This is a genomic window from Nonomuraea sp. NPDC050790 (assembly GCF_044456745.1).
Taxonomy (GTDB): Bacteria; Actinomycetota; Actinomycetes; order Streptosporangiales; family Streptosporangiaceae; genus Nonomuraea.
Genome location: NZ_JBITGF010000002.1, coordinates 1,006,732 through 1,019,792, shown reverse-complemented (window position 1 = coordinate 1,019,792; position 13,061 = coordinate 1,006,732). Strand labels below are relative to the sequence as shown.

Sequence of the window (13,061 nt, the reverse complement as noted above, 5' to 3'; positions counted from 1 at the left end):
ACCTGCCAGGCAATGCGTGTCTACTGGGAGGTTCCGGACGGCCGGAGACTCGGATCATGGTCTCCCTCACCGTCACGCGCGCCTGGCCCCGCCTGCATCTGCCCGGCATCGCCGTGGCCGCGGCGGCGGTCGCGATGGCGCTGGTCGTGAGCCGGTTCCTGCCCGCGCTCAGCCCGGCGATCATCGCCGTGACGGCGGGGGCGGCCTTCCACAACCTCGGCTGGCTGCACGAGCGGCTGCGCCCCGGGCTGCAGTTCGTCGCCAAGCGGGTGCTGCGGACCGCGATCGTGCTGCTCGGCCTGCAGATCGCGCTGCCCCAGGTGCTCACTCTGGGCGGTCCGACGCTGCTGATCGTGGCGGCGGCGACCGGGCTCACGTTCCTGGTGACGCCGCCGCTCGGGCGGTGGCTGCGGGTCGCGCCCGGCACGGCGCTGCTCATCGCCGCGGGCGTGAGCATCTGCGGCGCCTCGGCCATAGCCGCCGTGCATGAGAGCGCCGACTCCGACGACGACGACGTCGCCTCCGCCCTGGGCGTCATCACCGTGTACGGCACCGCCGCCATCGTCGCCCTCCCCCTGCTGGCCGGTTGGCTGGGACTGACCGGGCGCCAGCTCGGGGTGTGGGCGGGGGCGGCGGTGCACGAGGTGGCCCAGGTGGCGGCCATCGGCGCGGCCTCCGGCGCGGCGGTGCTGGGCGTGGCGATCACGGCGAAGCTGGCGCGCGTGGTCCTGCTCGCCCCGATCGCCGCCTTCACCACCCTGCGCGCCTCAGCCTGCCGCGTCCCCGTCCGCCAGGGTAAGCGGCCGCCGATCATGCCGTTGTTCGTGGCCGGGTTCCTGGCGATGGTGGTGGTGCGCAGCCTCGGCGTGCTGCCCGAGGCGCTGACCTCGGCGGTGACCCCGGTGACCAGCGTTCTCCTGGCCGCCGCGCTGTTCGGCCTCGGCACCAACATCGACGTGCGGAAACTGGCCAGGGGCGGGCGGGCCGTACTGCTGGGCGGGATCTCCACGGCGCTGATCACCGGCCTCTCGCTGGCCGGGGTGGCGCTCCTGGTGTGATCTCGGGTGGACGCGTCCTGATAAGGCCCGTAACGTGCTCACTTTGGAACAACATCAGGAAATAGACCGTTCCAAAGAGTGCCACGCACAAGGTCCCACAAGGAGCACGTACCCGATCATGCGCACCACCGCCGACCCCATCCTCCAGCCCTCCGACGAGGTGTCCGCGGCCCTGGCCAACGGCGCTCCCGTGGTCGCGCTGGAGTCCACGATCATCTCGCACGGCCTGCCCCAGCCCCGCAACCTGGAGGTGGCCAGAGAACTGGAGGCGGTCGTCAGGGACGCGGGCGCGGTGCCCGCCACGATCGCGGTGCTGGACGGCGTGGCCAGGATCGGCCTGAACGAGGTCGAGCTGGAGCGCATCGCCACCGAGTCCGGGCTGCGCAAGCTCGGCCAGCGCGACCTGCCCGTGGCCGCCGCGCTCAAGGCCAGCGGCGCCACCACGGTCTCGGCCACCTCGTTCCTGGCCGCGCGGGCGGGCATCCGGATCTTCGCCACCGGCGGGCTCGGCGGCGTCCACCGCGGCTGGACCGTGGAGCAGGACGAGTCGGCCGACCTCGACACCCTGGCCCGCACCCGGATCACCATCGTGTGCGCGGGCGTGAAGTCCATCCTCGACGTGCCCTCGACGCTGCAGCGGCTGGAGACGCGCGGCGTCACCGTGGCCGGATACCGCACCGACAGCTTCCCCGGCTTCTACCTGCACACCTCCGGAGAGCCGATCGACTGGCGCATCGACGCCCCCGAGCAGGCCGCCGCCATCATGCGCGGCCAGGACGCCTTCGGCGGCCCGGAGACCGCGCTGATCGTCGCCAACCCGGTGCCCGAGGACCAGCAGCTCGACCCGGCCCTGCACGACCGCGTGCTGAACGAGGCCCTGACCGCCGCCGACCGCGAGGGCGTCACCGGGCAGGCGATCACCCCGTTCCTCCTCGACTACCTCGTGCGCGGCACCGGCGGCGCCTCCCTGGAGGCCAACCTGGCCGCCGTCCGCGGCAACGTCGCCCTCGCCTCTCGCATCGCCCTCGCCTGGGCCCAGTAATGGACGGCGGCATGGCCGGGGGCCTGCTCGTCGTCGGCGACGTCGTCACCGACGTCGTGGCCGTGCACGGCACGCCGGTCGCCACCGGTACCGACACCGAGGCCGACATCGTGCTGCGTCCCGGTGGCTCCGGCGCGAACACCGCCTCCTGGGCCGCCTACCTCGGCGCGCCGACGGCGCTGCTGGGCCGCGTCGGCTACGACAGCAGCGAATGGCACACGACCGAGCTGGTCAAGGCGGGCGTGCGGCCGCTGCTGTCGGTCGACGCCGACCATCCCACCGCGGTGGTCATCGCGATGGTCGACCGTACGGGCGAGCGGTCCATGCTCACCAACCGCGGCGCCGGCGGCCGGATCTCCCCCGCCGACTGGTCCCCGGAGATGCTCGACGGCATCCGCCACCTCCATCTGTCCGGATACACCTTCTTCGCGGACCCGGGGCTCCAACTTGCTCGGAACGTGATGGCGGAGGCAGTCGCCCGAAGCGTCTCGATCAGCATCGACCCCGCCTCCACCGGCCCGCTGCGCGCGTTCGGCGTTGACCGGTTCCTGCGCGAGAGCGCCCCCGCGGGCCTGGTCATCCCCAACCGCGACGAGGCGCTGCTCCTCACCGGCGCCGCCGCGCCCGAACGCGCCGCCGAACTGCTCAGCGAGAGGTACGGCGCCGCCGTCGTGAAACTCGGCCCGGACGGCGCGATCGCCGCCAGGGACGGGCGGATCGTGGCGGCGGCGGAGGCGCTGCCGAGCGAGGCGGTGGACTCGACGGGAGCGGGCGACGCGTTCGCCGCCGGGTACCTGACGGCACGGCTTTCCGGGGCCGGCGAAGGGGTTGCGTTGCGGGCAGGATGCCGTGCGGGTGCCGATTGTGTGGCCCTAGTGGGCGGCCGTCCAAGGTACGGTTTGCAGTTGAACCATCTTTACCCTATTCACACCGATTGATAGCTTTCCGCGTAGGCTGCACCACCAGCCACATGCATCACTCTGGGGAGGATACGGTCCGCCGATGGACGTCGAGTCATCGATCTGCCTGAGCGACCTGGTCCCTGCCCTGCGCTGGAGCCGTCCTCAGCAGGTAGCGGAGATCCTGTCCGATCCTCGGCTGCCGGCGGGGTGGTGGAGTTCGCTGGCGTTGTCCCGGGCACTCGGCGCGACGGGCCTCGACTGGGTGTGCGAGCGGCTGGCCCGCCTCGCCTCGGCGCGATGGGACCACCTGTCCCTCGCCGACGTCCTGCCCGCGCTGACCGTCCACCACGTGGACCCGACGCTGCCGGGCTGGCCGGAACCGACGCGCTCGGCGATCAACGGACTGGGCGGCTGGCACCGGCTGCGCCGCCTGTGTCCCGGCGACCTGACCGGGACCGGCGCGCCCGGGGAGGCGGTGATCGGCTCGGTCTTCCGCGAAATCCTCGCCCAGATCCCCATCCAAGCCCCCTCCCCCCAAACCGGCCCCCTCCCCACCCAGACCGGCCCCCTCCCGACCCAAACGGGCCCCCTCCCCACCCAGACCGGCCCATTCCCCACGCAGACCGGCGCCTTCTCTCCGCAGCCCACCTCCGGCGCCCACCAGGCCCAGCCCGCTCCCGGCGCCCAGCCCGCCCCCGGTGCCCCTTCCCGGCCGGGCGTGGCCCAGCCGAGGACCACCCAGCCGGGCTCGGCTCAGCCCGGCGCCGCGCCTTCTCACGCGGGCACGGCACCGGTCCACCCCAGCGCCGCTCCTTCGGCTCCGGGCGCCGCGCCCGTGCAGCCCGGCGCGCTGCCGTCCCGCCCGGGAACGCCCGCCCAGCCGGCGGCAGCCCAACCAGGCGCGGCCCAACCGAGCGCGGCCAACCCTGGCACGGCTCAGCCGAACGCGGCCAATCCTGGCGCGGCCCAACCGGTTTCGGGCCAGCCCGGCGTTCCTGGCCGCGCCACTCCCGGCACGCAGGCCGCCTCCGCCGCGCAGGCGCCCGCCGACGGCCCGACCCGCCCGGTCGGCAGCACACATGCCCCCGGAGCTCCATCGGTGCCGGGAGCACCCGGAGGCGTCGTGCCCGGCCGGGCACCAGCCGGCGGCCAGAGCGCGGGCCACCCCGGCAACGCGAGCCATCCCGCCAGCGCGGGCCAGCCCGGCAGCACGGGCCACTCCGGCGCGAACGCCCCCGGCCAAGGCCCGGGCGTCCCTGGCCAGACCGGCGCGGGCCAAGGCACCGCCTCCCCCAGCCAGGGCATCCCGGCCCCCGGCCAAGCCGCCGCCGGACAAGCCCCTGGACAAGTTGCCCCTGGCCAAGCCGCCCCTGGACAGACCCCCGGGCAGGGCGCTGGACAGACACCCGGGCAGGGCGCCGGACAGACACCCGGGCAGGGCGCCGGACAGGCCCCCGGGCAGGGCGGGGCGAGTTTCCCCGGTGGGCATCCCGCCGCGGACTCCCTGCCCCAGCGGGTGCCCGGCGCGCCGCTTCCGAGCCCCACCCCGGAACCCTCCGAGACCGACCACGCCATGGTCCGCGTGGTGGACGGGCTGTTCCGCGGCATGGACCGGCTGGAGCTGGCCGTGGCCACCCACCGCCTGTTCGCCGAGGACCCGGTCAGCCTCCGCACGCTGGCCCACAAGATGCTCGTCGAGCGCGATGTCCTGTCCCAGGCCCAGCGCATGGCCGAGGAACGTGTCCTGAACTGGCTGCGTTCGTCGGAGTCGGCGCCGGTGACCGGGCACATGTTCCGCCTGACCGAGTGGCTGGGCGCCGCCGCCACTCAGGAGCAGTTGATCGGCGCCGACCCGGCCCACCCGGTGGTGGTCCCGTCGCTGCGCAGCCCGCTCTGGCGCGTGCTGGTCACGCTCATGCCCGACCGCCGCCTGCAGGACGGCTGGCTGGTCGTGGGCGACATTCACGGCCTGCAGAACCGCACCCGCCAGCTCCTGGCCACGGCGCCCAACGACGCCGACCGCCACGAGCTGCTCGAACAGCTCGGCATCCGCCGCCACTCCGCCCAGGCGTGGCTGGACGCCCTGCCTCCCGAGGCGCCTCGCGCCCCGGCTCCCACCGCCGAGCCGGCGCCGCAGCAGCCGCTGCCCCGCCGTACCCCTGGAGCGAACGGGCACCATCACCGGGGCGGCACGCCGATCCCGGCCGCGCCCGCCGGGAACATCGACCCCACGGCGGCGCTCGCGACGCTGTCGGCGCTGTCGGGCGGACGCTCGCCCATGCTGGCCGGCACGCCCGCGACGCCGCCACCCCCGCCGCCGAGCCCCACCTCCGACCCGCGTCGCTGGCAGCGCATCGAGGTCACGCCCGAGCACCTGCGCGGCGGCCCGGTGCCGGTGCCGGAGGGGTACGCGGCCCAGCTCGGCATGCGTCCAGGCACGCTGCTGTCGGTCACCGGCCCCGGCGACAACGCGATCGTGCTGGTGTGGCAGGGGCACCAGCCGGTGTTCGACTCGCTGCAGCCGGTGCTCATGCGGCTCAACGCGCGCCCCGGCGACCAGGTGTACGTGACCGTCGACGGCTACCGCCTGGAGGCCCAGCTAACCGGCTGAGTCCTCGAACACGCCGGTGCGGTGCGCGGTGGCCGCCGCCTCCCCTCGGGAGGAGACGCCGAGCTTGCTCAGGATGTTCGAGACGTGCACGCTGACGGTCTTGACCGAGATGAACAGTTCGGCGCCGATCTCCCGGTTGCTCTTGCCGTCGGTGAGCAGCCGCAGCACCTCCAGCTCCCGCGCGGTCAGCCCGAACTGCGGCCCCTGCGGCTCCGGCTCGTCGGCCACCGCGATCCGCGCCCGCCGCGCGAACGAGTCGAGCTCCTCCAGCAGCGGCCGCGCGCCCAGCCGCTCGGCAAGCTCGCGCGCCCTGGTCACCCGCTCGGCCGCGTCCTTGCGCGCGCCCGCCGCCTGCGCGGCCCTGGCCGCCGCCGCCAGCGCCCTGGCCTCCTGGTACGGCTGCCGCAACCCCGCCCAAGCCTGGGCCGCGGTGTCCCAGGAGTCCTGGTCACCGGCAGCGACCGCGTTGAACGTCAGCCGCTCCGCCTCCTGCAGCACGCCCTCGGCCGCCATCCACTGCGCCTGCGCCCTGGCCTCCTCCAGCACCGCCCCGCCCAGCAGGGCGCACAGGACGAGCACCGGCCAGGAGTAGCGCGGGCTGGCGGCCAGGTCCTGCTCGCGCAGCGTGCGCATGGCCGCCTGCGCCGCCTCCTCCAGTCGCCCCCTGGCGGTCAGCAGGTCGATCTCGCGGGCGGCGACGGGCAGCATGTGCTGGTCACGGTAGGTACCGCGCTTGATCACGCTCTGCTGCGCCGCGAACATCGCCTCGGCCTTGTCGAGGTCGCCCCGCCACAGCGCGATGTCGCCGACGAACCCCTGCAGGCTCGCCCGGTACGGCGCGGGTGGCGCCAGGTCCAGCGCGTGTTCGATGACCTCGAGCGCCTCGTCCCAGCGGCCCAGCGAGACCAGCGGCTCGGCCAGGTTGATGGCCAGGAACGTGCCCGAGGTGCGGGCCAGGCCGTACTCCTCGGCGTCGGCGATGCCGCGGCGGGCCACCTTGACCGCCTCCTCGTGCCAGCCGGCGCCCTCCAGCCGGTCGGACTCGGAGATCGCGGTGCGCATCAGCGCGTTGTAGGCCTTGTCGGCCATGGCGATCTCGCGGGCCTCGGCGAACTTCACCAGCCCGGCCTCGACGTCGCCGAACGTGAACTTGCCCCAGGCCAGCGTCGTCAGCGCGTGGGCCTCGGTGGCGCCGTCACCCGCGGCGCGGGCGATGCGCACCGCCTCCTCGGCGTAGGCGATCTTGTCGGGCCAGCGCTCGCGCGTGTGGCACATGCGGGCCAGCGACTCGGCGATCTGGGCGCGCAGCTTGGTGGGCGGGTCGGCGGGCACCAGCTTGGCCGCCTCCTCCAGATCCTCCAGGTGACCCTGGCGGCCCAGGTCGTAGCGGAGCAGCCCGCGCAGCCTCAGCAGCAGCGCGGTGCGCACCGGGTCGGCGACCGGGTCGACCTCCTCCAGGGCGGCGCTGGCCAGCGAGATGCCGCGGTCGAACTCGCCCGCGTTGAAGGCCACCGCGGCGGCGGCACGCAGCACCTGGACGCGGTCGGCCCCGATGCGCTCGGCGGCGTCGGGGACCTTCGACCACAGTTCGAGCACGCGCGACAGCATGCGCAACTGCTCGTCGTAGGCGGCGGACTTGCGTGCGGCGGCGGCCGCCTTCCACGCGCTGACCAGCCCCCACAGGGCGTCGTGCGCGGCGTGCCAGTGGTGGGCCAGCTCGATCGCGCCGCGCGGCGCGGGCAGGATCGCCAGGTCGCGTTCGAGCGCCTCGGCGAAGCGGGTGTGCAGCCGGGAGTGCTCGCCGGGCAGCAGGTCGTCGTGGAGCGCCTCGCGGATCAGCGCGTGCCGGAAGGCGTAGCCCTCGCCGTCCACGACCAGCACGTTGCCGGCGACCGCCGGGCGCAGGGCGCGCGACAGGGCGGCGTCGTCGAGGCCGGTCACCGCGAGCAGCAGTTCGTGCTCGATGCGCTGGCCGCCGGCGCTGGCCACCCGCATGAGCTCCTGGGTCTCCTCCGGCAGCCGTTCGACGCTGGCCAGCAGCAGGTCGCGCAGCGACTCGGGCAGGCTGTCACCGCCGCCGCCCTCGCTCAGCAGCGCCTCCACGAACAGCGGGTTGCCCTCGCTGCGCGCGTAGATCTCGTCCACGGCGACCGGCGACGGCTCGTGCTCCAGGATGCTGGCGGCCTGGGCGACGACCTCCTTGCGGGTCAGCCGGCCCAGCTCGATCCTGGTGACCCAGTCGACGCGGCCCAGCTCGGCCAGCAGCGGGCGTAGCGGATGGGTGCGGTGCAGCTCGTCGGTGCGGTAGGTCACCACGATGAGCAGCGGGACGTCGGTGCGCTGGTAGCGCACGAGGAAGGAGAGCAGGTCGCGGGTGGAGCGGTCGGCCCAGTGGGCGTCCTCGATGACCATGAGCACCGGCCGCTGCTCGGCCAGGTGCTCCAGCAGGCCCAGCACCAGCTCGAACAGCCGGGCGCGCGCCTCGGCGCCGTCGCCCTCGGGCTCGCCGAAGTCGGGCAGCAGGCGGGCCAGGCCGCGCGTGTTGCCGCCGGGGACCAGCGCGGCCACGCCCTCGTGGCCGATGTCACGCACCAGTCGGCGCAGGACCGCGGTGAACGGCGCGAACGGCAGGCCGTCCGTGCCCAGCTCCAGGCAGTGGCCGACCAGCTCGCGCGCGTCGCCGACACGCTCGGCGAACTCCTTGATCAGCCGCGTCTTGCCGACGCCCGCCTCACCGCCGACCAGCACGGTCGAGGCCGACCCGGACCGGGCGCGGTCCAGCGCGCGACCGAGCGCGCCGAGTTCAGTCGCGCGCCCGACGAACCGAGGGCTCACCGTATGGATGCTCACGCCCCATAGGATGCCATCTGACTAGGACAGAACGGTTATCGAAGGACCTTGCGAAAGAAGGTCGCCGACTCCTCGTAGCCCAGAGCGGAGTAGAACTCGGGGGCCCGGCGTGTCGCCATGGCCACGTATCCCGCCTGGCGTTCGCGCGCCCAGCGCTCGAAATCCTCCAGCAGCGAGCGCCCGATGCCCTGCCGCCGCGAGCCGGTCTGGACCATCGCCTCCTCGACCCAGGCCACCGGCCCGTTCGCGAAGAGCGTGAGATGGACGAAGCCGAGCAGGTAGCCGTGGACCCGCCCGCCGACCACCGCCGCGAGGAGCAGCGCGTCCTCGTTGCGCAGCAACTGCGGCAGGGCCACGTCGAACGCCTCGCGCTCCGGGCGGAATGTCATCCCGAACTCGCGGGCCAGCGCGAAGATCTCGTCCGCGTCGCCCTTCTCGGCCCGCCTGATTACAAGATCGTCAGATGTCACCCTGCGCACCCTACTTCACCGATGCCGATTTATGGCTCCGCAACCGGACAATCACGAATTGTGGTCAAGGCAGGGAGAATAGCGAACGCAGGGTGCTCTACACCACTACCCAGCGTCAGAGATCGGACAGGCCGAGCTGGCGGGCGATCAGCATGCGCTGGACCTCGCTGGTGCCCTCGCCGATCTCCAGGATCTTGGCGTCGCGGTAGAAGCGGCCGACCGGGAACTCGTTCATGAAGCCGTAGCCGCCGAAGACCTGGGTGGCCTCGCGGGAGTTGTCCATGGCGGCGTTGGAGGAGACCAGCTTGGCGATCGCCGCCTCCTTCTTGAACGGCTGGCCGGCCAGCATCTTCTCCGCCGCGTGGTAGTAGGCCAGGCGGGCGGTGTGGGTCCGCGCCTCCATGTCGGCGATCTTGAACTGGATGGCCTGGTAGTGGCCGATCGGGTGGCCGAACGCCTGCCGTTCGCGGACGTAGCGCAGGCACTCGTCCACGCATCCTTGGGCCAGGCCGACGCTGAGGGCGGCGATGGCGATACGGCCCTCGTCCAGGGTCTGCAGGAACTGGGCGTAACCACGGCCGCGCTCGCCCAGCAGGTTCTCCGCCGGGACCCGGCAGTCGGTGAAGGACAGCTCGCGGGTGTCGGAGGCGTTCCAGCCGACCTTGGAGTACTTCTTCGAGACGGTGAAGCCGGGCGTGCCCGACGGGACCAGGATCGTGGAGATCTCTTTCCTGCCGTCCCGCTCCCCGGTGATCGCCGCCACGCCGACGACGCCGGTGATGTCGGTGCCCGAGTTGGTGATGAACGCCTTGGTCCCATTGATCACCCATTCGCCGCCGTCCAGGACGGCCGTGGTCCGCATGCCGCCCGGCACGTCGGAGCCGCCGCCCGGCTCGGTCAGGCCGAACGCGCCCAGCGTCTCGCCGGTGGCCAGCTTGGGCAGCCAGGTCGCCTTCTGCTCCGCCGTACCGAAGCGGTAGATCGGCATCGCGCCCAGCGAGACCGCGGCCTCCAGCGTGATCGACACGCTGGAGTCCACCCGGGCCAGCTCCTCCAGGGCCAGGCACAGCGCGAAGTAGTCGCCGCCCATGCCGCCGTACTCCTCCGGCAGCGGCAGGCCGAACAGGCCCATCGCGCCCATCTGCCGGACGATGTCGTACGGGAACTCCTCGCGCTCGTAGTAGTCGCCGATCACCGGCGCCACGACCTCGCGGGCGAACGCCTCGACGGTCTTGCGCAGCTCTGAATACTCGTCGTTGAGCATGTCTAGTCCTTTGGGGAGAGTGCTTGGACGACGCGGGACGGGCTCGGCCGGCCCAGCTTCCCGGCGAGCCAGACGCTCGTGGCGACCAGCTCGTCCAGGTCGAGCCCGGTCTCGATGCCCAGGCCGTTCAGCATCCAGACCAGGTCCTCGGTGGCGAGGTTGCCCGTGGCCGATCCGGCGAACGGGCAGCCGCCGATGCCTCCGGTCGAGGCGTCGACCACGGTGACGCCCGCCCTGAGCGCGGCCATCGTGTTGGCCAGCGCCTGGCCGTAGGTGTCGTGGAAGTGGACGGCCAGCCGTTCCGGCGAGCCGAACGCCTCGATGAGCGCGGTGGCGTGGCCCGGGGTGCCGACGCCGATGGTGTCGCCCAGCGACAGTTCGTGGCAGCCGAGGTCGAGCAGCCGCGTGCCGACGCGTACGACCTGCTCGATCGGAGTCGGGCCCTCCCAGGGGTCGCCGAACACCATGGAGACGTACGCCCGCACCTTGAGCCCGTGTTCCAGCGCCCCGGCGATCACCGGCTCGAACATCTCGAACTGCGACTCCAGGCCGCGGTTGAGGTTGCGGTTGGCGAAGGTCTCGGTGGCGCTGGCGAAGACGGCGATCTCCTCGACGCCGCTGTCCAGGGCCCGTTCCAGCCCCTTCGGGTTCGGCACCAGCACCGGGTAGCGGATGCCGGGCCGGCGCTTCAGCGTGGCCAGCAGTTCGCCGGAGTCGGCGAGCTGGGGCACCCACGTGGGATGGACGAAGCTGGTCGTCTCGATCACCGTGTGGCCGGCGGCGGCCAGCCGTTCGATGAACTCGGCCTTGACCTCGACCGGGACGATCGCCTTCTCGTTCTGCAGGCCGTCGCGCGGGCCCACCTCGTAGACGGTGACCCGCTCCGGCAGGCCGTCGAGCTTGTGCATCATGCCTCCACCACGGCCAGGACGGCGTCCATGTCCACGGACTGGCCCGCGCGTACCGGGAGCTCGCGCACCACGCCGTCGACCGGCGCGGTGACGGTGTGCTCCATCTTCATCGCCTCCACGACGACCAGCGGCTGGTCCTTACCGACCCGGTCGCCGACGGCCGCCTTGACCAGCAGGACCGTGCCCGGCATCGGGCTGCGCACGACGCCGTCGCCGCCGCCCGCCGCGCCGGGACGGTCGCCGGGGTCGCCGATGCGGTGCCTGGTCAGCGCCCACGCGCCGCCGTCGCGTCCGATCCACACGGTCTCGCCGTCGCGGGCGACGGCGAAGGTGGTGACGCGCCCGCCGAGCGTCAGCACGGCCCTGCCCCCCTCGACCCGCACCTTCGCCGGTACGGCACCCCCGCTTTCGGGCGGCTGGATCTCGTCCGCGGTCGCGGGCAGCCGGATTTCGGCGGCGGTGTCCGGCAGGCCGCGGATCGCCACGTCGTGGACGCCGTCGCGGGACTCCAGCCGCAGGTTCGTCCAGGCCCGCTCGCCCACCCGCCAGCCGTCGGCCACGTCCCACGGGTCGCGCCCGGCCGGCGCGCCGTGGAAGATCAGCGCCGCCGCGGCCAGCACGTCGGCCGGGGCCTGCGCGGACAGGTCCAGGTCGGGCAGGACACGCTCCACGAGCCCGGTGTCCAGCTCCCCGGCCAGCACCTCGGGCCTGGTCAGCAGCGCCCGCAGGAACGGGACGTTGGTCGTCACGCCCAGCACCGCCGTGCTGCCGAGCGCCCGGTCGAGCGCCCTGAACGCGTCCTGCCTGGTGTGCGCCCAGGCCACGACCTTGGACAGCATCGGGTCGAAGTCGCTGCCGACGACCGTGCCCGCCGCCAGCGAGGAGTCGACCCGCACGCCGGCCGGCTCCTCCAGCGCGAGCACCCGGCCGCCGGTCGGCAGGAAACCTCTGGCCGGGTCCTCGGCGTACACGCGGGCCTCGACGGCGTGGCCGCGCAGCCGTACCCCGTCCTGGGTGAGCGGCAGCGGCTCGCCCGCGGCCACCCGCACCTGGAGCTCCACGAGGTCCAGGCCCGTGACCAGCTCGGTGACGGGGTGTTCGACCTGGAGACGGGTGTTCATCTCCATGAAGTGGTAGTCGCCGGTGGTGCCGTCGACGATGAACTCGACCGTGCCCGCGCCGGTGTAGCCGACCGAGCGGGCCGCCTCGACCGCGGCGGCGCCCATCGCGGCGCGCGTCTGGGGGGTGACGAACGGCGAGGGCGCCTCTTCGATGATCTTCTGGTGCCTGCGCTGGAGGCTGCACTCGCGCTCGCCCAGGTGGACGACGGCGCCGTGGGTGTCGGCGAGCACCTGGATCTCGATGTGCCTCGGGTTCTCGATGAAGCGCTCGATGAGCAGGGTGCCGTCGCCGAAGGCGTTGACCGCGGTGCGGCGGGCCGACTCCAGCGCCTCGGGCAGTTCGGCGGCGTCGCGGACGAGCACCATGCCCTTGCCGCCGCCGCCGGCCGAGGGCTTGATCAGCGCGGGGAAGGCGTCCCAGGTCGCGAGGTCGTCGGCGGGTTCGGCGCCGCCCGGCACCACGGGCACCCCGGCCGCGGCGACCGTGGCCTTGGCGCGGATCTTGTCGCCCATGGCCTCGATGGCTCCGGCGGGCGGGCCGATGAAGACCAGCCCCTCCTGGGCGCAGAGGGTGGCGAACCGCGCGTTCTCCGCGAGAAACCCATAGCCCGGGTGTACGGCTTGCGCGCCGGAGGCATGGGCTGCCGCGACGATCGCCCCCATATCCAGATATTTCGGGACCTGATGGGCTTGGTCCGCCTCGCGGACGTGCAGGGCGCCGGCGTCGGCCTCGGTGTAGACGGCCACGCTCGTGACGCCCATAGCGCGCAACGTCCGGATGATCCGGACGGCGATCTCGCCGCGGTTGGCGATCAGAACGGTGGAGAACATC

The 13,061-nt window shown here is 73.3% G+C and carries 9 protein-coding genes; 4 read left to right on the top strand and 5 right to left on the bottom strand.

Going from position 1 to position 13,061, the window contains the following annotated elements; translation table 11 throughout:
• Positions 1 to 56 precede the first annotated feature (56 nt).
• From ACIBEJ_RS13105 to ACIBEJ_RS13090, 4 genes are all read left to right on the top strand, one after another.
• Positions 57 to 1,058, top strand: a complete 1,002-nt coding sequence (locus ACIBEJ_RS13105; protein ID WP_397182886.1) for a YeiH family protein — start codon at positions 57 to 59, stop codon at positions 1,056 to 1,058.
• 118 nt (positions 1,059 to 1,176) lie between these two features.
• The gene (locus ACIBEJ_RS13100) at positions 1,177 to 2,100 is read left to right on the top strand and encodes a pseudouridine-5'-phosphate glycosidase (protein WP_397182885.1); all 924 of its coding nucleotides are present in this window, start codon (positions 1,177 to 1,179) and stop codon (positions 2,098 to 2,100) included.
• An 11-nt stretch (positions 2,101 to 2,111) separates the two neighbouring features.
• Entirely contained in the window at positions 2,112 to 3,038 is a 927-nt protein-coding gene (locus ACIBEJ_RS13095; protein WP_397182884.1) for a carbohydrate kinase family protein, read from the top strand.
• Between the two features lie 64 nt (positions 3,039 to 3,102).
• On the top strand, positions 3,103 to 5,613 hold the full coding sequence (locus ACIBEJ_RS13090) for a hypothetical protein (protein WP_397182883.1): 2,511 nt from the start codon (positions 3,103 to 3,105) through the stop codon (positions 5,611 to 5,613).
• On the opposite strand, the gene ACIBEJ_RS13085 is transcribed toward ACIBEJ_RS13090, so the two are convergent.
• The 5 genes from ACIBEJ_RS13085 to ACIBEJ_RS13065 form a co-directional block, all read right to left on the bottom strand.
• Positions 5,602 to 8,463, bottom strand: coding sequence for an AAA family ATPase (locus ACIBEJ_RS13085; RefSeq protein WP_397182882.1), 2,862 nt, complete (start codon positions 8,461 to 8,463; stop codon positions 5,602 to 5,604). The genes ACIBEJ_RS13090 and ACIBEJ_RS13085 overlap by 12 nt on opposite strands.
• 35 nt (positions 8,464 to 8,498) lie before the next feature.
• A complete protein-coding gene (locus tag ACIBEJ_RS13080; protein ID WP_397182881.1) occupies positions 8,499 to 8,933 on the bottom strand; it encodes a GNAT family N-acetyltransferase in 435 nt (144 codons plus the stop codon).
• A 115-nt stretch (positions 8,934 to 9,048) separates the two neighbouring features.
• Entirely contained in the window at positions 9,049 to 10,197 is a 1,149-nt protein-coding gene (locus tag ACIBEJ_RS13075; protein WP_397182880.1) for an acyl-CoA dehydrogenase family protein, read from the bottom strand.
• A gap of 2 nt (positions 10,198 to 10,199) precedes the next feature.
• Entirely contained in the window at positions 10,200 to 11,108 is a 909-nt protein-coding gene (locus tag ACIBEJ_RS13070; protein WP_397182879.1) for a hydroxymethylglutaryl-CoA lyase, read from the bottom strand.
• Positions 11,105 to 13,060 carry a biotin carboxylase N-terminal domain-containing protein gene (locus ACIBEJ_RS13065; protein ID WP_397182878.1) on the bottom strand — a complete coding sequence of 652 codons (1,956 nt, stop codon included), beginning with the start codon at positions 13,058 to 13,060 and terminating at the stop codon, positions 11,105 to 11,107. The genes ACIBEJ_RS13070 and ACIBEJ_RS13065 overlap by 4 nt, the downstream gene beginning before the upstream one ends.
• Between the last annotated feature and the right edge of the window lies 1 nt (position 13,061).

What these genes read in the sequence shown, in the direction of transcription:
- ACIBEJ_RS13105 (WP_397182886.1), top strand. Translation starts at nt 57, where the DNA reads ATGGTCTCCCTCACCGTCACGCGCGCCTGGCCCCGCCTGCATCTGCCC.
- ACIBEJ_RS13100 (WP_397182885.1), top strand. Translation starts at nt 1,177, where the DNA reads ATGCGCACCACCGCCGACCCCATCCTCCAGCCCTCCGACGAGGTGTCC.
- ACIBEJ_RS13095 (WP_397182884.1), top strand. Translation starts at nt 2,112, where the DNA reads ATGGCCGGGGGCCTGCTCGTCGTCGGCGACGTCGTCACCGACGTCGTG.
- ACIBEJ_RS13090 (WP_397182883.1), top strand. Translation starts at nt 3,103, where the DNA reads ATGGACGTCGAGTCATCGATCTGCCTGAGCGACCTGGTCCCTGCCCTG.
- ACIBEJ_RS13075 (WP_397182880.1), bottom strand. Translation starts at nt 10,197, where the DNA reads ATGCTCAACGACGAGTATTCAGAGCTGCGCAAGACCGTCGAGGCGTTC.
- ACIBEJ_RS13070 (WP_397182879.1), bottom strand. Translation starts at nt 11,108, where the DNA reads ATGATGCACAAGCTCGACGGCCTGCCGGAGCGGGTCACCGTCTACGAG.
- ACIBEJ_RS13065 (WP_397182878.1), bottom strand. Translation starts at nt 13,060, where the DNA reads ATGTTCTCCACCGTTCTGATCGCCAACCGCGGCGAGATCGCCGTCCGG.